The sequence below is a fragment of the Bradyrhizobium sp. USDA 4503 genome, from assembly GCF_054055815.1.
This window is the reverse complement of the sequence record NZ_JBSRXS010000001.1, coordinates 8,575,919-8,597,766: the sequence shown is the minus strand read 5'-3', so window position 1 is coordinate 8,597,766 and position 21,848 is coordinate 8,575,919. Positions and strand designations below refer to the sequence as shown.

Sequence of the window (21,848 nt, the reverse complement as noted above, 5' to 3'; positions counted from 1 at the left end):
CGCTCCACGTGAGCATGATCTTCGCGCAGGCGACCGCGCATGCGCGCCGCGCTTTTCCAGCTCGCGCTTCGACTGCTCATCTCGCGGAGCGCATGCGCGCGCAATGCGTCGCTATTCTGTCGCGCGGCCAATTGTCGCCCGCGCATCAGGCGACCTCATAACTCCCGCATTTCCTCAGTTGAACCGGCGTCGCCAGAACCAAGTGCACGAGCCTGTCTTTTTTGTCGCAGCAACGAAGTGGCCCGCATGGACGTTCTCAGGCTTCAACCAAGGAGATCTCGATGAATATCAAGCTTGCCGTTATTGGACTCGCCGCGCTTGGAAGCGCAGCGTTGATGTCCGGCGCGGCATCCGCGATGCCCAACGGGCTTCCGCAAGCCGGTCACATCGCGGGCGAAACGTCCAATGTCGACAAGGTGCGCCAGGTCTGCGATCGCTGGGGCCGCTGCTATTGGCGACCGGGCGCATACGGCTACTACGGACCGCGCCATCACGGATGGCATCATCGTCCGCAATTCCACCATCGCCCGCATCATTACGGGCACCGCCCTCATCACGGCGGACATCATGGTGGCCATCACGGCGGACACCATCGCTAATCATCAGCGAGGGGGCTTCGGCCCCCTCACCCTTCCGCGCTAGAGCGCTGCCAATACCGCCTTCGCGACATCGGTCGTGCCGTTGCTGCCGCCGAACTCAAACGGCTTGATGCCATCGGCGTAGACCTTGTCGACCGCGTGCTCGATCCGTTCGCCGGCTTCGGCGGCGCTTTCGAGTCCATGCTTGTCGGCGAGCCAGTCCAGCATCATCGCGGCCGACAGGATCATCGCGGTCGGATTGGCCTTGCCCTGCCCCATGATGTCGGGCGCCGTGCCATGACACGGCTGAAACACCGCGTAGCGGTCGCCGATGTCGGCTGACGGCGCCATGCCCATGCCGCCGATCAGACCGGCGGTGAGATCGGACAGGATGTCGCCGAACATGTTCTCGGTCACCATGACGTCGAAGTCCCACGGACGCTTCACCAGCGCAGCCGCGGCCGCATCGATGTAGAGGTGGTCAGCCCTGACGTCGGGATGACGCCTCGCAGTCTCGTCGAAGATGTTCCGGAAGAATGCGAACGCCTTGAACACGTTCGCCTTGTCGACGCAGGTCAGCCCGCCATTGACCTTGCCGCGCGCCTTGCGGCGTTCGGCGAGCCGGAACGAGAACTCGAACAGCCGCTCGGAGGTGTGGCGCGTGATCACCATCGTCTCGCGCGCCTCGCTGTCGGTGACGACGCCCTTGCCCATCGAGGCGAACAGGCCCTCGGTCGATTCCCTGATCACGACGAGGTCGATACCCCGCTGGTCGGCGCCGACGATCGTGCTCGATACGCCGGGGATCAACCGCGCGGGCCGCACGCCGGCGTAGAGATCGAAGATCATGCGCAACTCGATCTGCGGCGCGATCTCGGTGTTGTCGGGGTAGCGCACCGACGGCAGGCCGCAGGCTCCGAGCAGGATCGCGTCGGCCTCCTCGCACAGCCGGATCGTGCTCTCCGGCATCGACTTGCCGGTTTCCTTGTAATGGCCCGCGCCGGCCGGCGCCTCGGTGAAGCGAAATTTGAGACCGGCCGACGCCTCGATCTTGCGCAGCACGTCGAGCGCCGGCGCCATCACCTCGGGGCCGATGCCATCGCCACCGAGGACGGCGATGTGGAGTGCGTCGTTGGCGGACATGAGATTCTCCGGAGCACAACAGTCATTCCGGGGCGATGCGGAGCATCGAACCCGGAATCTCGAGATTCCGGGTTCACGCTTCGCGTGCCCCGGAATGACGGAAGGGAGACTACGGCGTCAGCACCGCGCGGCCGACCAGCTGGCCCTTCTGCAGATTGGTCAGCGCCTCGTTCGCCTTTGCCAGCGGCATCGGCGTGACCGGGATCGCCGGAATCTTCTTGGTCCGCACCAGGTCGAGCAGTTCCTGGGTCTCGCGCAGATTGCCGACATAGCTGCCCTGGATGGTGACCGCCTTGATCGGGATCAGCGGCAGCGCCCAGGGCGCGCCGCCGCCGAACAGGCCGACGATCACGAGCTTGCCGCCCTTGGTCAGGCAGTCGAAGCCGAGCTGCGAGGTCTGGGCGTTGCCGACCAGATCGATCGCGGCACGGATCGGCTGGCCGGCCTTCTTGACAAGCTGTTCCAGCGCGTCGGGCGCCTTGCCGTCGACGGTCGCGAGCGCGCCGGCGGCTTCGGCCGCCTCACGCTTCCTGGCGTCGATATCGACCACGATCGCACCCTTGCCGCCCATCGCCTTCAACAGTGAGAGCGCCATCAGCCCGAGACCGCCGGCGCCGAAGATCACGATCGGTGTGTCGAGATCCTTCTCGACCTTCTTCAGCGCGCTGTAGGTCGTGACACCGGAGCAGGCATAGGGCGCGGCCGTGACGGGATCGAGCCCCTTGAGGTTGAGCAGATACTTCGGATGCGGCACCGTCATGTGGTCGGCGTAGCCGCCGTCGCAATAGACACCGAGCGCATTCGGCTTGATCGCGCACATGTTCTCGTCGCCGCCGAGGCAGGTCGGGCATTTGCCGCAGCCGAGCCAGGGATAGGCCAGCGCGATATCGCCGACCTTGAGGCCGCCCTTGTCGGCGTCCCTGACGTCGGGCCCGAAGGCCACGATCTCGCCGACCGTCTCATGGCCCATCGTGCGCGGCAGCGAGACGCCGCGATCCTTCAGGGACAGCGGCTTGCGGCCGTGGCCGAGATCATAGCCGCCCTCCCAGATATGCAGGTCGCTGTGGCAGACGCCGGCGGCCTTGACCTTGATCAGCACCTGCGTGCCCGACGGCTGTGGCGTCGGCTGATCGACCTCCTTCAAGGGGGCGTTGAAATCGACGACCTGGAAACTCTTCATCGCTGTTCTCCCGTAGCTTGTTCTTGCGGCGGACCTTGCCACGCCTGCCCGTCCGGGACAAACGCGGTGTCGGCCTCCGGATATTTAGATCAGGGGATGATGGCAAGCCGCGAACTGGCCGGGCGCAACCACGCGCAGTTCCGGCACTTCGCTGGCGCAGCGCGCGTCGGCCCGCGGGCAACGGGTGCGGAAGCGGCAGCCGGAGGGCGGCGCGATCGGCGACGGCGGCTCGCCGACCGGCACGCTCTGGGTCGGGCGGACATCCGGATCCGGCACCGGGATCGCCTCGATCAGCAGCGCGGTATAGGGATGCGCCGGCCGTGCAAACAACTGCTCCGACGGGCCGACCTCGCAGAGCCGGCCGAGATACATCACCGCGACGCGATCTGAGACTGCCTTCACCACGGCGAGGTCGTGGGCGATGAACAGCAGGGTCAGGCCGTAGCGCGCCTTCATCTCCTCCAGCAGATTGAGGATCTGGGCGCGGATCGAGACATCGAGCGCGGACACCGGCTCGTCGCAGATCACGAATTCCGGATTGAGCACCAGCGAGCGGGCGATGCAGATGCGCTGGCATTGTCCGCCGGAGAATTCATGCGGCAGGCGTCCGCTCACCAGCGCCGGATCGAGGCCGACCGCCGACAGCACGTCACTGACGCGCCGCCGGCGTTCCTCGGGATCCTTGACGCCCGCGATCACCAGCGGCTCGGCGACGATGTCGCCGATCCGCCGCCGCGGATTGAGCGAGGCAATCGGGTCCTGGAAGATCAGCTGCACGCGCCGGCGCATCTTGCGCAGCGGCTCGCCCTTCAGTGTGGTGAGATCGTGCCCATCGAACAGCACCTTGCCGGAGACGGCCTGGCGCAATTGCAGCACCGCGCGGCCAAGGGTGGACTTGCCGCAGCCGGATTCGCCGACCAGCCCCAGCGTCTCGCCGCGCGCGATCTCGAGACTGACATCGGAGACGGCATGGATGGTCTTGCCTCCCACCGAATATTCGACGACGAGGTTTTCCACCTTCATCAGCGGATCGGGTGCTGCCTGCAGCATCATGCGCGGACCCCCGCGGTGATCGGATGGAAGCAGGCGTAGAGATGCTCCGGCGTTTCGGCCCGGCTGAGCTGCGGCTTCTCCGCGCCGCAGCGCTCCGCGGAATAGCGGCAGCGCGGCGAGAACGAGCAGCCCTTGAGCGGCCGGGTCGGATCGGGCGGCCGCCCCGAAATCGCCGGCAGCGGCGTATGCGGCGCGACGTCGAGCTTCGGCAGCGCGGCGAGCAGCGCCTCGGTGTAGGGCATCCGCATCTGCTTGAACAAGGCAGGCGTCGGCGCGCGTTCGACGACGCGTCCGGCATACATCACCGCGACCTCGTCGGTGCGGCCGGCGACCACGCCGAGGTCATGTGTGATGATGATCATCGCCATGTGACGGCGCTGCTGCTCGCGCGCCAGGAGATCGAGGATCTGTGCCTGGATCGTGACGTCGAGCGCGGTGGTCGGCTCGTCCGCGATCAGGAGCTGTGGCTCGCAGGACAGTGCCACCGCAATCGCGACGCGCTGGCGCATGCCACCGGAGAGCTGGTGCGGATATTGCGCGAGGCGCTGCTCGGGCGCGGGAATGCCGACCGCCGCCAACAGTTCGATGCTGCGCTGCCGGGCCTCGGCGAGATCGAGCTCGAGATGTTCCACAATGGTCTCGATCAGCTGGGTGCCGATGGTCAGCACCGGATTGAGCGAGGTCATTGGGTCCTGGAACACGACCGCGAGCGAGCGACCGCGCAGCTTGCGCAATTTCTCCGCCGGCAGTTTCGTCAGATCCTGCCCGTCGAACATCACGCGGCCGGACAGTTTCGCCTTCTTGGGCAGCAGCTGCAGGATCGCGCGCGACAGCATGGTCTTGCCGCACCCGGACTCGCCGACGATGCCGAGCGTCCTGCCGGCGCCGACGGCGAGATCGACATGATCCACCGCCCGCAGATTGCCGCGCGGCGTCGGCAGGTCGACCACCGCATTCTCGACCGAAAGCAGCGTCCGGCTCATAGCGCCCCCTGCCTGGGATCGGTCAGCGCGCGCATCGTATCGCCGATCAGGTTGAACGAGAGCACGGTCAGGAACATCGCGATCGCCGGAATGAAGGCGAGCCGCGGCGCCACCTCGAGGCTCTCACGCCCCTCCCCGATCATGCTGCCCCAGCTCGAGATCGGCGGCGGCACGCCGAGGCCGAGAAAGGACAGCGAGCCCTCGACCACGATGGTGACGGCGACGCCGAGCAGGAAGAAGGCGAGCAGCGGCAGCATCACATTGGGCAGCAGCTCGCGCAGCAGGATGCGCGCATGCGTGGCGCCGAGCGCCTGCGCCGCGATGACGAATTCGCGTCGCGCCAGCGACAAGGTCGCCGCCCGCGCCACCCGCATGAAGGCTGGAATGCCGAGCACGCCGAGGATGCAGGTCAGATTGAAGATCGACTGGCCGAGATAGGCGGTGACCGCAAGCGCCAGGATCAGCGGCGGGAACGCCAGCAGCACGTCCATGCTGCCGACCACGAAGGATTCGAAACGGCCGCGGAAATAGCCCGCGAGCATGCCGAGCGCGCCGCCGATGGTGACACCGATCATCGGTGCGCAGAGGCCGACGATCAGCGAGATGCGCGCGCCATAGATCAACCGCGACAACTCGTCACGGCCGAGACCGTCGGTGCCGAGCCAATGCTCGGCGGAGATCGGCGCCCGCCGCTCCAGCATGTCCATGTCGGTCGGGCTCGGCAGCGGCAGCAGGTCGGCAAAGATCGCGACCGCGAACACCAGCACCATCCAGCCGATCGCGATCCAGAACAGCATGCCGAGCCCGCGGCGGCGCCGGGCGGGCGTCGCATCGGCCTCTTCCTCGAGGCTGAGCTCAAGCGTGGCCATGGCGGATCCTCGGATCGAGAAGGGCGTAGAGCATGTCGACGATGAAATTCATGATCACGAAGCCCGCGGCAACCAGCAGCACCACGCCCTGCAGGATGATCAGATCGCGGGTATAGATCGCGCCGACCAGGAGGCGGCCGATCCCCGGCAAGGCGAAGATCGACTCGACGATGACGGCGCCACCGATCAGGCGGCCGATATTGATGCCGGTGATGGTGACGAGCGTCAGCGACGACGGCTTCAGTGCGTGCACGAACAGGATGCGCGACGGCTTGAGGCCCTTCGCCTTGGCGAGCGCGATGTAGTCCTCCTGCAGCGCCGCGATCATGTCGGAGCGCAGCACGCGCATGATGCCCGGCCATTCCGCAAGCCCGAGCGTCAGCGCCGGCAGCACCATGAAGCGCAGATTGGCGACCGGGTCCTCGGTGAACGGCACGTAGCCGGTCGCCGGCAGCAGACGCAGCTCGACCGCAAACAGATAGATCAGCAGGATCGCGGACAGGAAGGTCGGCACCGACAGCATGCCGAAGGCCGAGCCAGTCATGAAGCGGTCGAACGCGCTGCCGGCCTTGGCCGCGCAGGCGATCGCCAGCGGCACGCCGATCGCGAGCCCGATCAGCTCGGCCAGGATCATCAGCTCGAACGAGACCGGGACGCGGTCGCTGACAGCCTGCAGCACCGTCTGCCCGGTGCGGAAGGATCGTCCGAAGTCACCCTGCAGGATGTGCCACAGCCAGCCGAGGTAGCGCAGCCAGATCGGCTGATCGAGCCCCATGTCGTGACGCAGGGCCGCGACGTTCTCCGGCGTCGCTTGGTCGCCGAGGATCACATAGGCCAGATCGCCGGGCAACAGCGAGGCGATCACGAAAGTCAGGACCGAGACCGCGATCAGCACCGGTACCAGGTACAGGAGCCTGCGCGCGACGAAGAACAGCATGAAAGGCTATTCCTTCCAGGCGTCGGAGACGTCGAGCACCCCGTTGAACATCTTCGGCACGCCCTTCACCTTCGCGCTCGAGATTGCGTAGTAGGTGTTCTGGAAAGTCCAGAACCAGATTGCTTCCTTGTTGATCAGGCGGCTGATCGCGCAATAGTCCTCGGTGCGCTGGGCGACGTCGGCCGTGGTCCGCGCATGCTCCAGCAACCGGTCCAGCTCTGGATTGGAGTAGTTCGCGAGCGCCACCGGGCTGCCGGTGTGGAAATTGGCGTACATCTGCGGATCGGGATCGGCGAGATCGACGATGCGCCACGGCGTGAGCTGGAACTGGCGCATGAAGGCGCGCGGCGGAATGGTTGCCTGATCGACCTGCTCGATCTCCATGTTGGCGCCGATGCGCTTCCAGAATTGCTGCAGCACCTGGCCGCCGGTGCGGCCGCGCGGCGTCGCCGTGACCAGCATCTTGAATTCGACCGGCTTGCCGTAATCCTTGATCAACGCCTTGGCCTTTTCGACATCGTAGGGCAGCGCGCCGTCATCCTTGCACTTCACCCAGGACCCGTCGCCGTAGGGATTGCTGGCCGGTCGCGCCAGACCATTGGTAATCGCCTGCGACATCTTCGTGCGGTCGAGCGCCATCACCAGCGCCTGACGCACGCGCACGTCGTCGAACGGCGGGACCTTGGTGTTGAAGGCAGCGACTGCAGCCCCCGAGCCTTCATAGGTATGCACGGTCAGGCTCGTGTCCTTGCGCGCCCTGATGATGTTGTCGGCATCGGCTTCGTCGTCCCAGATGATGTCGGCCTCGCCCGATTGCAGCGAGGCAAAGCGCGACTGTGCATCCGGCAAGGGCTTCAGGACGATGCGGTCGAGATACGGCTTGCCCTTGTTCCAGTAGTCCGGGTTCTTCTCGAGCACAATGCGGTCGCCGGCGGTCCAGGACTTCAGGATGTAGGGACCGGTGCCGACCGGGTTGCGGTTGTAGTCGTCGCCCTTGGTCTTCCATGCGGTCGGCGACTGCATGACGTTGTTGGAGCTTTGAATGGTCTGCGTCGCCGGGAAGTTCACGGCCGGGTCGCTGAAATTATAGACCACCGTCAGGTCGTCGACCGGGTTCACGCTGATGATGTTCGTGATGTAGAAGGCGCAACGGCATTTGTTGGCGGGATCCTTCTGGCGGTCGAAATTCTCCTTCACCGCCTGCGCGTTGAATGGCGTGCCGTCATGGAATTTGACGCCTGGCCGCAGCTTGATGGTCCAGGTCTTGAAGTCTTCCGAATGCTCCCATGACAGCGCGAGCTTCGGCTTCACCTCGCCCTTGTCGTCGAGTGTGGTCAGCGTGTCGAAGATTGCGGCCGCCGCGGTATTGGCTGAGGTGTCGTAGACGCCGACCTTGAGCGGGTCGAAGCCGGGAATGTCGAGTTCCTGGCCAACGTTGAGCGTGCCGCCCAGCTTCTGCGCATTGGCCGATGCAGCGAATGCCGCGCCACTGAATCCCGCCACAAGAAATATGCGCGCAACGGCGTGCGCGCGCCCGACCAGCTTCATCAATGCTCCCTCCCAGGTGGGCGACGTCCGGTGTTCCGGATCGTCGTCTGTTGGGCGGCAGATTGTCCGGAATCGCCGCGCGCGACAAGACCGTAATGCGGATGAAAAGCCGCAGGCTTAATGACGCGCCGTCTTTGCCGGTTGCGCTGCGAAGCCTGCGATCTGATCCTCGGAGAGCCCGATCTCCTTCAGATAGGACAGCGTGTGCTCGCCCAGCGTCGACATCCGCTTGCGCGCACCGACCGCAGCGCCAGACATGCGGAACGGCAGATTGAGCACCTTGAAGCTGCCGCCGCCGTCCGCAACCTCGGCCAGCGCGCCGCGATGGGCGATTTGCGGATCGTCGAGTGCCTCGCGCACGGTGCGATAGGCCGATGACGGCACGCCATACTCGTTGAGCGCGGCAAGGCAGGCCTGCGTGCTGACCGAGCGCGACCACGCCTCCACGCCCTCCATCAGGCCCGCCCAGTTCTCCCGCCGATCGGCATATTTGGCGAAGCGCGGATCGGACACCCAATCGGGACGACCGATCACCTGCATCAGGTTCTGGAACGTCTTCTCGCTGGCGATCGCCACCATCACGTAGCCGTCGGTGGTCTCGATCGGGCCGAACATCGGGCGCTGGGTTTGCTTCACCTCGAATTGCGACCATTGCAACTCGTTCAGGGTCAGGCTCAGCATCGATTCCAGCATCGAGACGTCGATGTGCTGGCCCTTGCCGCTGGCGGCGCGCTGGTAGAGCGCCGCCGAGATCGCACCGAAGGCGTAGACGCCGGTCAGCACATCGGCGTGGTAGATGCCGCAATAGTCCGGCCGGCTGCGGCCCGGTTGGTAGGCGAGATGCGCCATCTCGTAGCCCGAGGCGGCATGGATCACCGGCGCATAGGCCGGCAATTCCGCCGACGGGCCGGTCTGGCCGTAGCCGGAGATCGAGCAAAAGATCAGCTTCGGATTGATGTCGCGGATAGAGGCATAGTCGAGCTTCAGCCGCCGCATCACGCCGGGACGGAAATTCTCCACCAGCACGTCGGCGGTGGCGATCAGCCGGCGCACGGCTTCGACGCCGGCCGGCGACTTCAGGTCGAGCACCAGGCTGTTCTTGCCTATATTGAGCTGGCCGAACGCCGTCGAGCAATTGTTGCGCACCGGCGGCCGCGTCCGCATCGTCTCGCCCTCGGCGGGCTCGATCTTGATCACCTCCGCGCCCATGTCGGCGAGCATCCGCGTGCAATGAGGTCCGGCGATCGTGGTCGAAAAATCGAGCACGCGAAGGCCGTCGAAGCTCCGTGTCAAATTCCCCTCATCGTCAGCGGCTATGGTCGTCGGCAAGGCTTCCTCCACCTTCGTCATTGGTTGTTCGGCGTCGCGTGACCCTAAAGTGAGCAGCCCTGGCAGGAAAGCGTCTCGTCCAGACCGGGAGCGCGGGCCGTCTTGCATTTTACTCAAAGGCAGATTGGACCCGATCTTGCATAGCCATGTCACGGGCTGGAACGAGGGCGCTTGTTGAAGGTCTTATTCGTCACGACGGAGATGGACGATTTCGTCCGCGTGGGCGGGCTCGCCGCCGTTTCCGCCGCCCTTCCACGGGCGCTCCGCCCGTGGAGCGACGTCAGGATCATGCTTCCCGGCTACCGGGATGTGGTCGAACAGTTCACGCATATTGAAATCGTTGGGCAATGCCGAGCGCTCGCCGAGATGCCGGCCTGCACGCTCGGGCTTGCGTCGACCAGGGACGCACTTCCGGTCTATGTGCTGCTGTGCCCGCAACTCTACGAGAGGCCGGGCAATCCCTATGGCGATGAGTCCGGCCGCGACTGGCCCGACAACGACATCCGCTTCGGCCGCTTTGCCTCCGCCGCTGCCGAACTTGCAGCCGGGATGCTGGACAAGAATTGGGCAGCGGACCTCGTACACGCCAACGACTGGCAGGCGGCGCTCACACCGGCCTACCTCGCCTGGCGCAACGCGCGGATTCCGTCGATCCTCACCATCCACAATCTCGCCTATCAGGGCCTGTTTCCGAAGGACTCGCTGCGGCGGATCGGCGCACCGGAAAGCTCATTCCACATCGACGGGCTGGAGTTCTACGACAAGCTCTCCTTCCTCAAGGGCGGCCTCGTCTACGCCTCGCATCTGACTACGGTCAGCGCGACCTACGCCAGGGAGATCACAACCGCGGAGCTCGGCTGCGGTCTGGAAGGCCTGCTCCGCGTGCGCTCCGACGCCGACCAGCTGACCGGCATCCTGAACGGCATCGACGAGAGTTGGGATCCGCGCCATTGCGCGCAGCTCGCACAGCCGTTCGGCTCCGGCGACTGGAAGGGCAAGCAGGCCAACGCCGACTATGTCCGCCGCCAGTTCGGCCTTGCGGTCTCGCGCGGGCCGATCTTTGGCCTCGTCGCCCGCCTCGTGCATCAGAAAGGCGTCGACCTCGTGCTGTCGGCCGCCGACGAGATCGTCAGGGACGGCGGACAGATCGTCGTCACCGGCAGCGGCGAGCCGGCCATCGAGGATGCGCTGGTGGCCGCGCATCGCCGCCGGCCCGATGCGATCGGCGTGATCATCGGCTTCAACGATGGGCAGGCGCGCCGAATCTTCGCCGGCAGCGATTTCACCCTGATGCCGTCGCGCTTCGAGCCCTGCGGCCTCAGCCAGATGTATGCGCAGCGCTTCGGCTCGCTGCCGATCGGCCACCAGACCGGCGGGCTTGCGGAAACCATCGCCGACGGCGAGACCGGCTTCCTGTTCGCGCAGCCGTCGGCGGAATCCTTCCTCGGCGGCGTCAGGCGCGCCTTCGACGCCTACCGCGCCAAGGACCGGCTCAACGCCATGCGCTCCAGCGCGATGGCCAAGTCCTACAGCTGGGACCTGTCGGCCGCCTGCTACGGAGCGCTGTACAAAAGGCTGATCATGCCGCGCGTGATGGCGTAGGCGGCTCGCCTCGCGGGCTTGTGAAGCCGGGCGGCTGTGGGATCCCACCGGCCCGGTAACAATCGGGTCATTGCACCGAACCTTTCAGGCAATCACGTCGCCACACGGCTGGACGACGACGCATGCGTGAAATTGCGAATGATGACTTTTGGCCAAACGCGATTGCGATGGAGGAACATCATGGACGTCAACGAAGAGCGCCTCAATTCATTCATGGGAAAGATGATCGGCGATGTCGGCGCGGCGATGAATGCCTCGTTGATGCTGCTGGGCGACAAGCTCGGGCTGTACAGGGCCCTCGCGCAGGGCGGGCCGATGAATGCCGCGGCCCTGGCCAAGGCAACGGGAACGGCCGAGCGCTACATCCAGGAGTGGCTGTCGGCGCAGGCGGCCTCCGGCTACATCGAGTACGACAAGGCATCCGGAAAATTCTCGATGCTGCCCGAGCAGGCGCTCGCGCTGGCCGACGAGGACAGCCCGGTCTTCCTCGGCGCCGTCGGAAGCCTGGTCGGCGCGACCTTTCTCGATGAGCCAAAAATTACCGACGCCTTCAAGACCGGCAAAGGCGTCGGCTGGAACAGGCGCAGCGAGTGCCTGTTCTGCGGCACCGCCCGCTTCTTCCGCACCAGCTACAAGCACTATCTGGTGCAGGAATGGCTGCCGGCGCTCGAGGGCGTCGTCGACAAGCTGAAGAAAGGCGCCGTCGTCGCCGACGTCGGCTGCGGGCACGGCGTCTCGACGCGATTGATGGCGGAGGCGTTTCCAAAATCAACCTTCTACGGCTTCGATTATCACGAGGGCTCGATCGAGGCGGCGCGGAAGTCCGCGCGGGAGGCGGGATTGTCGGACCGCGTTCATTTCGAAACGCATTCCGCCAAGACATTCCCGGCCAAGGGCTATGACCTGGTGTGCTTCTTCGACTGCCTGCACGACATGGGCGATCCGGTCGGCGCCCTCAAGCATACCCGCTCCACCCTCGCCGACGACGGCACCTGCATGCTGATCGAGCCGTTCGCCAACGACCGGCTGGAGGACAACCTCAATCCGATCGGGCGCGTCTACTACGCCGCCTCGACGATGATCTGCACGCCGGCGTCGCTGGACCAGGAGGTCGGGCTCGCGCTCGGCGCGCAGGCCGGAGAGGCAAGACTGCGCGAGGTGGCGCGCCAGGGCGGCTTCTCGCGGTTCCGCCGCGCCGCGGAAACGCCGTTCAACCTGATCCTGGAAGCTCGCCCGTAAGACGGGCAACCGCACAATGCGATTGGGCGGCGACATCACGCCGCCGCCCAACGCTGCAATGCTGATCTCACGCCCCGGCCGCTCGTTGTGGCCTGCGTCCTCGACGCCCCGCTACCAGTCCTGTTGCGATTGCCAGAAGTACTGGCCGCCGCGCCGGCGCGGATTGGCCGCTTGCGGATTACCGTAAATCTGGGGATTGCCGTACTGAGGATTGCTGTATTGGGGACTGCCATACGGAGTACCGTATTGGGTGCCCGATTGGGGATTCCAGCTGCGCTGATAGAAGAAGCCGAAACCGTCGTCGTCTCTGCTCGCAACCATGTCGTCGGTCATCATGGGCCGGGTCGGCTTGCGCGTGATGAAACCGCCCTGAGGCTGGTTGCTCAGAACGGCGACGAATTCGGTGCGATAGTTGGTCTCGGCGCTCAATGGCTCGTCCGAGATGATGATCGAAGAGCGCGCAACGACGGTCGGCGCGATGCGATCCAGCACATCCTGCGGGATGGTGATGCGGTCGAGCGCGTTCCTGGCGCTGTCGCCGTCGTCGATCGACACCTCGGTCCAGCGCAGACCGCCCGCGTCGTTGCGTGCCATCGCCGTGTAGATGTGCGTGCCGATCGGTTTGTCCGGATCGCGAATCGTGACTGGAACCTCGATGCTCGAGTCGAACACTTCGCCGCCATCAGCCCACGGCTTGTGGGTGTTGCGCCGAACGTAAAGCTTCTGCGTCGCGCGGCTGATGTAGACGGACACCGGCTCCAGCGCGAGCTTCGCCTCGGTCGCCGCCTTCTGGGTATCGGCTTTCCTGGTCTCGGCCGCCTTGGCGGCGTCCTTGGCGGCGGCTGCGGCGTCGAGCTTCGGCTTGGCGTCGCCCTGGGCGGCCTCGAACTGCGTGGTCGCTTCGGCGGCCTTGGCCACCGCCTTCTGCTTCAGATCCTCGGCGCGCGCCTTGGCCTGGTCGGTCTTGGCCGCGGCGAGCGTCTTGTCGGCCAACGCAACCGCAGCATCGGCACGGGTCTTGATCTGTTGCAATTTGCGCAGCGACGCCGGTGTGAACAGTGCGGCCTCCTTGGTCGCGGCTATCGAAGCCTTCTTCGCCTCGTCGGCTGCCTTGGCGGCATCCGCGGCCTCGCGGCTGAGCTTCTCGGCGCGCGCCGGAGCTGCCGCAATGGCTTGCGCGTTCGGCACGAACAGCGCCGGATGGGTGAAATCGACCGGGGCCGGGTCGTTCGGCGCGATGATCACCCGCATCCCGATCCGGGTCTTGTCGAACAGCTTCTCGGCAAAATCGTAGGGCATCCGGACACAGCCGTGCGAGGCCGCATATCCCGGCAGCGGCCCGCCATGCAGCGCGATGCCGTTCCAGGTGATGCGCTGCATGTTGGGCATCCAGGCATCGTCATACAGGGTCGAGTGGTGGTCCTTGTCCTTCTCGATCAGCGCAAAGACGCCGGCCGGCGTCTCGCGTCCCTTGACGCCGCTCGAGACCGGCGCACGGTAGATCCAGCCCTCGGCGTCGTAGAGCGTCACCTTCTGGGCCTTGATCGACACGATCGCCATGATCGGCTCGCCAGCGGTGCGCGGCGCGGTCGCCTCGACGGCTGCCGCGGGACGCTGCTCTTTCGCCGCGACGCCACCGGTCAGTGACGCAAGTGTGACCATCGCTGCGAAAGTCACAAAGGCGGGTTGGCCCCAACGCCGCATCGCTCCGGTGGTTTGCGCCGTCGTCGTTCGATGTACCATGCCGCTCCTCGGTCGAAATGCCTGCCCGCGCTCCGTCAACCCCGTACCAGACCGCGATTTTGGATTGATTAATCGCCGCCACGGTCCAACGCGCGAACTCGCTCCTGGGGACCATCGGACTCGTTCCAGCAGCAAATCACTTATGTATTCACTCATATATGACGGCACACGCAGGAGAAAGGGTGCCGCGCAGCAAAACCGACCGGTAGCCGTATCCCAGTCTGGTCGGTGGCGGCCAATGGTGCCGCGGTTGCGCCCTGCCATCATGCCGTCCGCCGCGTCTCCGGCATCACCAGCCAGATCACGAACAGCCCGAATGCGGCGATCCCGGCGAGGCCCATGAAGGCCGTGCTGCTGCCGAGCTTGTCGCTGACATAGCCGGCCAGCACCGTGCTGAGCGACGCGCCAATGCCGACCGCGGTACCGACAATGCCCTGCGCCAGGTTGAAATGGCCGCTGCCGAAGGCGATGTCGGCCACGATCAGCGGCACCATTACGCTGAAGATCGCCGCGGTGATGCCGTCGAAAATCTGCACCATGACCAGCACATAAGGGTCGCGCACCGTCGCGAACAACAGGCCGCGGATCGCCAGCGCGGCGAATGCGATCAACAACAGCGGCCGCCGCCCCCAGGCCTGGGCCTTGCGGCCGACCGACGGCGAGGACAGCGCGACGATCGCCTGCGGCACAATGATGCAGGCAGCGATCAGGACCGGCGCCCATTGGCTCGACCGTGTCGTCACCACGCCCGCCATCAAGGGCAGCATCGCGGCATTGGCGAGCTGGAACAGCATCATCGCGCCGGCGAAGATCAAGAGCGGCCGCTGCCGCACCAGGCCGACGACGCTGGTGGCGCGCTTGTCGGGGACTTCCCGTTTCACCTCGCCATGGGCCTGCGCGATGTCGATCTCGCGCTCGCGGATCCGGGCCAGCGACAACAGCGTCGGGATCGCCAGGATGAAGGTGACGAGGAACACCGAGCGGCTCGACAGCAGATAGCCGCAGGCGCCCATCAGTGCTGCGGCCGAGCCGCTGCCGAGCGAGGCGAAGCGCGCATTGCGGCCGAGCCGCTCGCCGATCGCAAGCGGCCCGACCAGGCCGAGGCTGATCGCGGCGATCGCCGGACCGAGCACGCAGCTCGCGAGCGCGTGCAGCGTCGCGGCGAGCGTCACCACGGGAAAGATCGGCCAGAGCGCGTAGGCCAACGCGCTGGCGCCAATCGCGGCCACCGCACAGCCCGCAACGACCCGCTCGGAGCGCGCCGCATCGACGATCGCTCCGCCGGGCATCTGGCCCAAGAGTCCGATAATGCCGCCGATCGAGAGCACGAAGCCGATCTCGACCTGGGTCCATTTCTGCGTCGTCAGATAGACCGCGACGAACGGGCCGAAGCCGGTCTGCACGTCGGCCAGGAAGAAGATGAACCAGTCGAGGCCGCGCTGGCTTTCCCGCGACGGCCCGCGCGGTTCCTCCGGAGTGGGCTGATCGGGGACAATTGACACAACGTTGGTGCTGCCGGCTGATCGCTCGCCACGATCGTCGCCAACCGTCTCTAAAGAAGAGTTCGGACGCGCGACCAGCTCTACCCCCCTAATGTTCGTAATCCCATGGATGCAGGCTTCCCGCCGCGCCCAGCACGATCAGCGGCGTATCTTCCTTGTACTCGGGCGCAGCGCTCACCTGCTGCTTGTTGAGGTCCAGCGTGATGCTGTCGCTCTTGCTGGAAACACCGGCGAAACGCAGCGCGTTCCAATCGACCACGATCTTGCGGCTGCCGACGCCGAGGAAGCCGCCGAAATCGATCACTGCGGCGCGGACCTTGCCGTCGCGGTCGACAATGACGTCGACGATACGGCCCATGTTCTCATTGGCGGAACTGCGAACGTCGCGCCCGAGAATGCCGTGCGCATCGCGAGCACCGATCACGGTCACCGACGGCGGCGGCGACGGTTCCTTGGACGATTCCTTTGAGGGCTCCTTCGCCTGCTCCTTCGGCGTCGCAGAGGCTGCTGGCGGCGCCTGGGCTGCCGGCGGCGATGGTGCAGGCGCCGGCGCTTCGTCGTCGGCGGCCCGGACACCCGCGCATGCCAGCAGCGCCGCTGCGACCAGCATCATCATCATCCTCGGACGCATGTTACTCTCCCCGCGATTTCCCGGCGCGCGCATGCCGCACGACGACGCTCAATGCGTCAGCACGATAGACACCTGGATCTGGCCGCGCGTTCGCAACACTTCGAGCGACACCTCGTCGTCATGGCGGCGCAGCCTCAGATCGACACTGGAAGCGCCGAGCCTGAGGTCGCGCAGCACCACGTCGTTGAGGAACTCCGGCAGCCGCGGATCGCGCAACCTAATCTCGCCGCGCGCGGTGTCGAACTCGAGGCCGAGCGCCGCCTCCAGCAGCGTGAACGGCGTCGCGCTCGCCCAGGCCTGCGGTGCACAGGCCACGGGATAGAGCACCGGGCCGCGCCGGCGCTCGCGGCGGAAGCCGCAGAACAATTCCGGCAGCCGCCGCAGTTCCATATAGCTCGCGGCGTCGAACAGGCCCTTGAACAGATGCGCGACCGAATGCTTGAGGCCGTAGCGGGCAAATCCGAGCGCGATCAGCGCATTGTCATGCGGCCAGATCGAGCCGTCGTGATAGGACATCGGGTTGTAGCGCACTTCGCCCGCGGCGACGGTGCGGATGCCCCAGCCCGAAAAGAACTTCTGGCTCATCAGGTCGGCGGCGACCCGTCGCGCGCGGTCTTCCCGCACCATGCCGGAAAACAATGTCTGGCCGGCATTCGACGTGCGCACCTTGCACGGCTGCTTGGCGCCGTCGAGCGCGACCGCATATGTGCCGAGCTCCTCGCACCAAAATGCTTCCTCGAACCGCTCGCGCAGCCGCTCGGCCTCGGCTTCCAGCTTCGCAGCCTTGTCGGCAAAGCCGAGCTTGCGCGCCGCGCGCGCGGCAAGCTGCTTGCCGGCAAATACGTAGCCCTGCACTTCCGCGAGCGCGATATTGCCCTCGGCAAGCGTTCCGTCGGCGTGGAAGATGGCGTCGAACGAATCCTTCCAGCCTTGATTGCGCAGCCCCTCCTCGGTGGCGCGCTGATATTCGACGAAGCCGTCACCGTCGGGATCGCCCGGGCCGTCGATCCATTGCAAGCCGGCCTCGACCGCGGGCCACAGCTCGCGCAGCGTCTCCAAATCGCCGGTGCGCTCCAGATAGAGCCCGGCGAGCAGCACGAACAGCGGAGTCGAATCGACGCTGCCATAATAATGCGCGAACGGCACCTCACGAAGCGCGGCCATCTCGCCGCCGCGCATCTCGTGCAGGATCTTGCCTGGCGCGGCATCGGCCAGCGGATCGACCGCCTTGGCCTGGAACAGCGCGAGCCGCTTCAGCACGCCCTTGGCGATCCGTGGATCGACCCACAGCATCTGCAACGCGGTGATCAGCCCGTCGCGGCCGAACGTCGTCGAATACCAGGGAATGCCGGCATAGGGGTAACGGCCCTGCGGCGTCTCGGTCATCAGCATGTTGAGGTCGGCCATCGCCTGGCACAGCACCTCGTTGAAGATGTTGTTCGAGGTCTCGATGCTGGCTGCGCCGGCCGACGAAGTCCGCATCTCGCGGCGATGCGCCAGCAGGCCGCGGAAGAACGGCACCGGCTTCTGCATGATCGGCTTGTTGCAGGAGACCGCGACGAACAGCGACGTGACCTGCCCCGGCTCGAGATCGAAATGATAGGTCGCCGCGTTGACCGACAGCCGCGTCGGCCGCGGATCGAAATGCAGCGCGGTGATCCGCGTCTGCTCGTCGAGGCCGCAATATTCCAGCACCACGTCGGTCGGGCCGAGCAGCTTGCTCGAGCCGATGCCACGCCGCGGCCGGCGCTCGCCGCGCACCTCGAACAGATCGGCAAAGTCATTGTCGAACAGCAGCGTGAGATCGAAGCTCGCGGCATGATCGCCGTGATTCTGCAGGCCGATGCGCTGATAGGCCGTGCCGCGCCACAGAAAGATCGAGCGCACGATATGCAGCGTGTCCTTCGGCAGCGTGAGGCGGTCGTCGCGATAGACGTCGGAATTGGTAAGGTCGACCGTCAGCGCCGAATTGTCGTCGCGCATGTTGGAGCCGAGCAGGAGCGGCTGCACGTCCTCCAGCACCATTTCCAGCCGCGCCAGGTAGCGGGTGTCGGCGTTGAACAGGCCGTCCGGCCCGCCGGCCGAGGCGCCGATGTCGCCATGGCTGTCGAGCACGATGAAGGTGTCGTCATGCTTGAGCGAGCGCCGCGGCCGCGCCGCGGGCCCGGTCATCGGAATGTAGAACGGCGATTCGGCGACGTGCTCCGTGATGCGAGCGGTGATGATCTGCGTAACGACGTCAGCTGCCATCAGAACCTCTGGCGACTTTGCTTGGCCCGTATCCTGGTTCGAACGAACGCACCGGAACGCACAAACGCACTTGACGACGCGGGGTCAGGCCGCGCTGGTGGAAAGTCGGCCCATTTCACGCGCGACCAGGTCGCGGTAGGGGCCCCTTCCCTTCACGAGGATATCGGGCGGACCGTCCTCGACGATCCGGCCACCCTGCAGCACGAGCACGCGGTCGAAGCTGCGCAACGTCGCGAGGCGGTGCGCGATCGCGACCACGGTACGCCCGCGCATCAGCCGCGACAACGCCTCGCGGATCGCCTCCTCGGAGTCGGCATCGAGCGCCGCGGTGGCCTCATCGAGCAGCAGGATCGGCGCATCCTTCAGGAAGGCGCGCGCGATCGCGATGCGCTGGCGCTGGCCGCCGGAGACCTTGACGCCGCGATCGCCGACGATGGTGTTCATGCCCTCGGGCAAAGTTTCGATGAAGTCGCAGCGCGCCGCGATCGCCGCCCGCAGCACCTCGTCGTCGGTGGCGTCCGGCCGGCCGTAGCGGATGTTCTCCAGGATCGAACGGTGGAACAGCGAGATATCCTGCGGCACCACCGAGATTGCGGCGCGCAGGCTTTGCTGCGTGACGCGCGAGATGTCCTGGCCGTCGACGGTGATGTTGCCCTGCTCGACGTCGTAGAAGCGCTGCAGAAGGGTAAACAGTGTTGACTTGCCGCCGCCGGAGTGGCCGACCAGGCCGACCCGCTGGCCGGGCTGGATGCGCAGGCTGAAGCGCTCGAACACCTGCAGGCCGCCGGGATAGCGGAACGAGACGTTGTTGAAGGCGATCGCGGCGCCGCTCTTCACCAGCGCCTCGGCCTCCGGATGGTCCTTCAGCTCGTGCGGCTGCAGCAGCGTCGCCAGCGCCTCGGTCAGCCGCGCGACATGCTGGGTGACGTCGACCAGCGCGACCGCGAGATCGCGGGTGGCGCTGAGGATCGAGATGCCGAGCGTGCAGACCAGCACGACGTCGCCGGTGGTCGCCGCGCCCTGCTGCCAGAGGCTGAGCGCCCAGGCCAGCATCGCGATGGTCAGGATGACGGTCACGCCGGCGTGAATGAGACGAAGCTTCTCGAGGTAGCGCAGGGAACGGCCACGCGCGACGAGTTCCCGATTGACGGTCGCATCGAAGCGTTCGTGCTCATAGCCGAGGCCGCAGAACGCGCGTACCAGCGGCAGGTTGTTGATGACGTCGACCATTTCGCCGTCCACGGCGGCCGCCCTGTTGGCGAAATCGTCATGCAGCGGCCGGCCGGCGGCGGCGATGCGGAACATGGCCACCACCATGGTTCCGGCGATCAGGATCAGCACTGCTGACATTGTCACGCTGACTGTTCCAACCAGGGCGATCGCCGCGAAGGTCGCGATGCAGGGCGGCAACACGTTCCATACGAACATATTCTCGACGGTGAACACCGCGTTCGAGGTCGCCGTGATCCGGCTGGTCAGCATGCCCGGCAGCCGGTCCGTGAAATAGCTCGGCGCGTGGCCGGTGAGATGGCGGAACATGTCGCGGCGAAGATCGCCGGTGACGCTGACAAAGGTGTAGCTCGCGGTCCAGCTCGCGATCCGCCACAGGAAGTTGTCGGCTGCAATCAGTGACATGAGCAGAGCGAATGCCAGCCATACGCCGCTCGCGGCCGACGGCCCTGCCGACAGCGCATCGACCAGATTCTTCACGCCGTATTGCGTGCCTACCGAGCAGGCAACCGCCGCAACAACGGCTGACAAAATCACAACATGCGACGGCAGACGCCGGCGCAGATAGCGCAACACAAAGGGAAACGGACGATGCGCATATCCTGACAGATGGTCCATGACGTCCTGCAAAGCTGTTGAAGGTGAACGAGAAAATTCTAGTCGAAGCTCTCGCGCACGATGACGTGAAGGGCGGCGGTGGGATTCCTTGATGCAGCCATCACTGCGCAACAATTTTGCAACGCTGGCATAGGCAAAACCGTGTTGGAGCGTGATGGCATCAGCAAGACCACAGTGTGATGGAAGAAAGAAGCGGCAGATCTCCCACATCTAAGGAACCTCGCACGTGCGAGAACGTTCCCGTCTTTGGCATGTCGGTGCCATCTGAGGGCTGAGGGTAGTTCATTCCACATTACAAACAGGAGACGGAGAGATGCGCATCGCGCAGGTTGCCCCGCTGACGGAGGCTGTTCCCCCCAAGCTCTACGGCGGCACCGAACGGGTCGTGCACTGGCTGACCGAAGAACTTGTAACACTTGGACATGACGTGACGTTGTTCGCCAGTGGCGATTCTCAAACCTCCGCGAAGCTCGATGCGACCTGGCCGAAGGCACTGCGGCTCGACGGCTCGGTCCGCGATCCCAATGCGCTCCACATGGTGATGCTGGAACGCGTGCGGCAGAAGGCCGACGACGAGGAGTTCGACTTCCTGCACTGCCATCTCGACTATTATCCGTGGTCGCTGTTCGCGCGGCAGCCGACGCCGTTCGTCACCACCTTGCACGGACGGCTCGACCTGCCGGAGCATCAGCCGGTCTTCAACACCTTCTCGAAGATTCCGGTGATCTCGATCTCCAACGCGCAGCGGCGGCCGGTGCCGCAGGCGCATTGGGTGCGCACCATCCATCACGGCCTACCGGAGAATCTGCTGACGCCGCAACCGGCGAAGCCGTCCTATCTCGCGGTACTCGGGCGCATCGCGCCGGAGAAAGGCGTCGATCGCGCGATCAAGATCGCAACCCGCTGCGGCATTCCGCTGAGGATCGCGGCTAAGGTCGATCGTGCCGACCAGGAATATTACGATGAGTTGATCAAGCCGCTGATCACCAGCAACCCGTTGGTCGAGTTCATCGGCGAAATCAGCGACCGCGAGAAGCCGGATTTTCTCAGCGGCGCGATCGGGCTCCTGGTTCCGATCGACTGGCCGGAGCCGTTCGGCCTCGTGATGATCGAAGCGATGGCCTGCGGCACGCCCGTCATCGCCTATAACCGCGGCTCGGTGCCGGAGATCATCGAGGATGGCCTGACCGGCTTCATCGTCGAGGACGAGATCAGTGCGATCTCCTCCGTCGGCCGCCTAGGAACGCTCAATCGCGACGCGATCCGCAAGCAGTTCGAGACCCGCTTCACCGCGCGGCGCATGGCGCTCGACTATCTCGCCGCCTTCCGCGGCCTGATGGAAGCCGAGCCGCGCTTCAAGCTGGTGGCCAGCGCAGAGTAGCAGTTGCAGCGGCCGATCGAATGATCCGGCGG

17 protein-coding genes are annotated in these 21,848 nt (G+C 65.6%); 4 read left to right on the top strand and 13 right to left on the bottom strand.

The annotated features are described in order from the left end of the window. The first annotated feature begins 281 nt into the window (after window positions 1-281). Window positions 282-599 (top strand): hypothetical protein, encoded by a 318-nt coding sequence (locus ACVMIH_RS40345; protein WP_076827027.1) that lies wholly within the window; start codon window positions 282-284, stop codon window positions 597-599. 39 nt (window positions 600-638) lie between these two features. On the opposite strand, the gene ACVMIH_RS40340 is transcribed toward ACVMIH_RS40345, so the two are convergent. The 8 genes from ACVMIH_RS40340 to ACVMIH_RS40305 all read right to left on the bottom strand — a co-directional run bounded on the left by ACVMIH_RS40340 (window position 639) and on the right by ACVMIH_RS40305 (window position 9,641). Next, complete coding sequence (locus ACVMIH_RS40340) at window positions 639-1,721, bottom strand: isocitrate/isopropylmalate dehydrogenase family protein (protein WP_057017521.1); 1,083 nt, start codon at window positions 1,719-1,721, stop codon at window positions 639-641. Window positions 1,722-1,830: 109 nt separating this feature from the next. Then, a complete protein-coding gene (locus ACVMIH_RS40335; RefSeq protein WP_057017522.1) occupies window positions 1,831-2,901 on the bottom strand; it encodes an alcohol dehydrogenase in 1,071 nt (356 codons plus the stop codon). 84 nt (window positions 2,902-2,985) lie between these two features. Further along, window positions 2,986-3,954 (bottom strand): ABC transporter ATP-binding protein, encoded by a 969-nt coding sequence (locus ACVMIH_RS40330; RefSeq protein WP_057017523.1) that lies wholly within the window; start codon window positions 3,952-3,954, stop codon window positions 2,986-2,988. Next, window positions 3,951-4,937: an ABC transporter ATP-binding protein gene (locus ACVMIH_RS40325; protein ID WP_057017524.1), complete on the bottom strand. Its 987-nt coding sequence runs from the start codon at window positions 4,935-4,937 to the stop codon at window positions 3,951-3,953. Before ACVMIH_RS40325 ends, ACVMIH_RS40330 begins: the two co-directional genes overlap by 4 nt. Next, a complete protein-coding gene (locus ACVMIH_RS40320) occupies window positions 4,934-5,806 on the bottom strand; it encodes an ABC transporter permease (protein ID WP_057017525.1) in 873 nt (290 codons plus the stop codon). The genes ACVMIH_RS40325 and ACVMIH_RS40320 overlap by 4 nt, the downstream gene beginning before the upstream one ends. Beyond that, window positions 5,793-6,743: an ABC transporter permease gene (locus ACVMIH_RS40315; RefSeq protein ID WP_057017526.1), complete on the bottom strand. Its 951-nt coding sequence runs from the start codon at window positions 6,741-6,743 to the stop codon at window positions 5,793-5,795. The genes ACVMIH_RS40320 and ACVMIH_RS40315 overlap by 14 nt, the downstream gene beginning before the upstream one ends. Before the next feature lie 6 nt (window positions 6,744-6,749). Continuing rightward, a complete protein-coding gene (locus ACVMIH_RS40310; RefSeq protein WP_456866180.1) occupies window positions 6,750-8,291 on the bottom strand; it encodes an ABC transporter substrate-binding protein in 1,542 nt (513 codons plus the stop codon). Window positions 8,292-8,408: 117 nt separating this feature from the next. Beyond that, on the bottom strand, window positions 8,409-9,641 hold the full coding sequence (locus ACVMIH_RS40305; RefSeq protein WP_456866178.1) for a CaiB/BaiF CoA transferase family protein: 1,233 nt from the start codon (window positions 9,639-9,641) through the stop codon (window positions 8,409-8,411). Between the two features lie 153 nt (window positions 9,642-9,794). Between ACVMIH_RS40305 and glgA the strand changes: the two genes are divergently transcribed. Beyond that, a complete protein-coding gene (gene glgA, locus ACVMIH_RS40300) occupies window positions 9,795-11,222 on the top strand; it encodes a glycogen synthase GlgA (protein WP_456866175.1) in 1,428 nt (475 codons plus the stop codon). Window positions 11,223-11,402: 180 nt separating this feature from the next. Further along, window positions 11,403-12,461 carry a class I SAM-dependent methyltransferase gene (locus ACVMIH_RS40295; RefSeq protein WP_057017529.1) on the top strand — a complete coding sequence of 353 codons (1,059 nt, stop codon included), beginning with the start codon at window positions 11,403-11,405 and terminating at the stop codon, window positions 12,459-12,461. Between the two features lie 111 nt (window positions 12,462-12,572). Here the strand turns inward: ACVMIH_RS40295 and ACVMIH_RS40290 are convergent, their stop codons facing one another. From ACVMIH_RS40290 to ACVMIH_RS40270, 5 genes are all read right to left on the bottom strand, one after another. Beyond that, window positions 12,573-14,204, bottom strand: coding sequence for a L,D-transpeptidase family protein (locus ACVMIH_RS40290; RefSeq protein WP_456866172.1), 1,632 nt, complete (start codon window positions 14,202-14,204; stop codon window positions 12,573-12,575). Window positions 14,205-14,467: 263 nt separating this feature from the next. Continuing rightward, window positions 14,468-15,706 (bottom strand): MFS transporter, encoded by a 1,239-nt coding sequence (locus ACVMIH_RS40285; RefSeq protein ID WP_229190824.1) that lies wholly within the window; start codon window positions 15,704-15,706, stop codon window positions 14,468-14,470. Between the two features lie 88 nt (window positions 15,707-15,794). Then, a complete protein-coding gene (locus tag ACVMIH_RS40280; protein ID WP_456866694.1) occupies window positions 15,795-16,325 on the bottom strand; it encodes a PRC-barrel domain-containing protein in 531 nt (176 codons plus the stop codon). A 60-nt stretch (window positions 16,326-16,385) separates the two neighbouring features. Further along, entirely contained in the window at window positions 16,386-18,587 is a 2,202-nt protein-coding gene (locus tag ACVMIH_RS40275; protein WP_168857902.1) for an amylo-alpha-1,6-glucosidase, read from the bottom strand. 84 nt (window positions 18,588-18,671) lie between these two features. Further along, on the bottom strand, window positions 18,672-20,435 hold the full coding sequence (locus ACVMIH_RS40270) for an ABC transporter ATP-binding protein (RefSeq protein ID WP_456784256.1): 1,764 nt from the start codon (window positions 20,433-20,435) through the stop codon (window positions 18,672-18,674). A gap of 313 nt (window positions 20,436-20,748) precedes the next feature. Here ACVMIH_RS40270 and ACVMIH_RS40265 point away from each other — a divergent pair, with 313 nt between their 5' ends. Beyond that, entirely contained in the window at window positions 20,749-21,816 is a 1,068-nt protein-coding gene (locus ACVMIH_RS40265; protein ID WP_057017535.1) for a glycosyltransferase family 4 protein, read from the top strand. The last annotated feature ends 32 nt before the right edge of the window (window positions 21,817-21,848 follow it).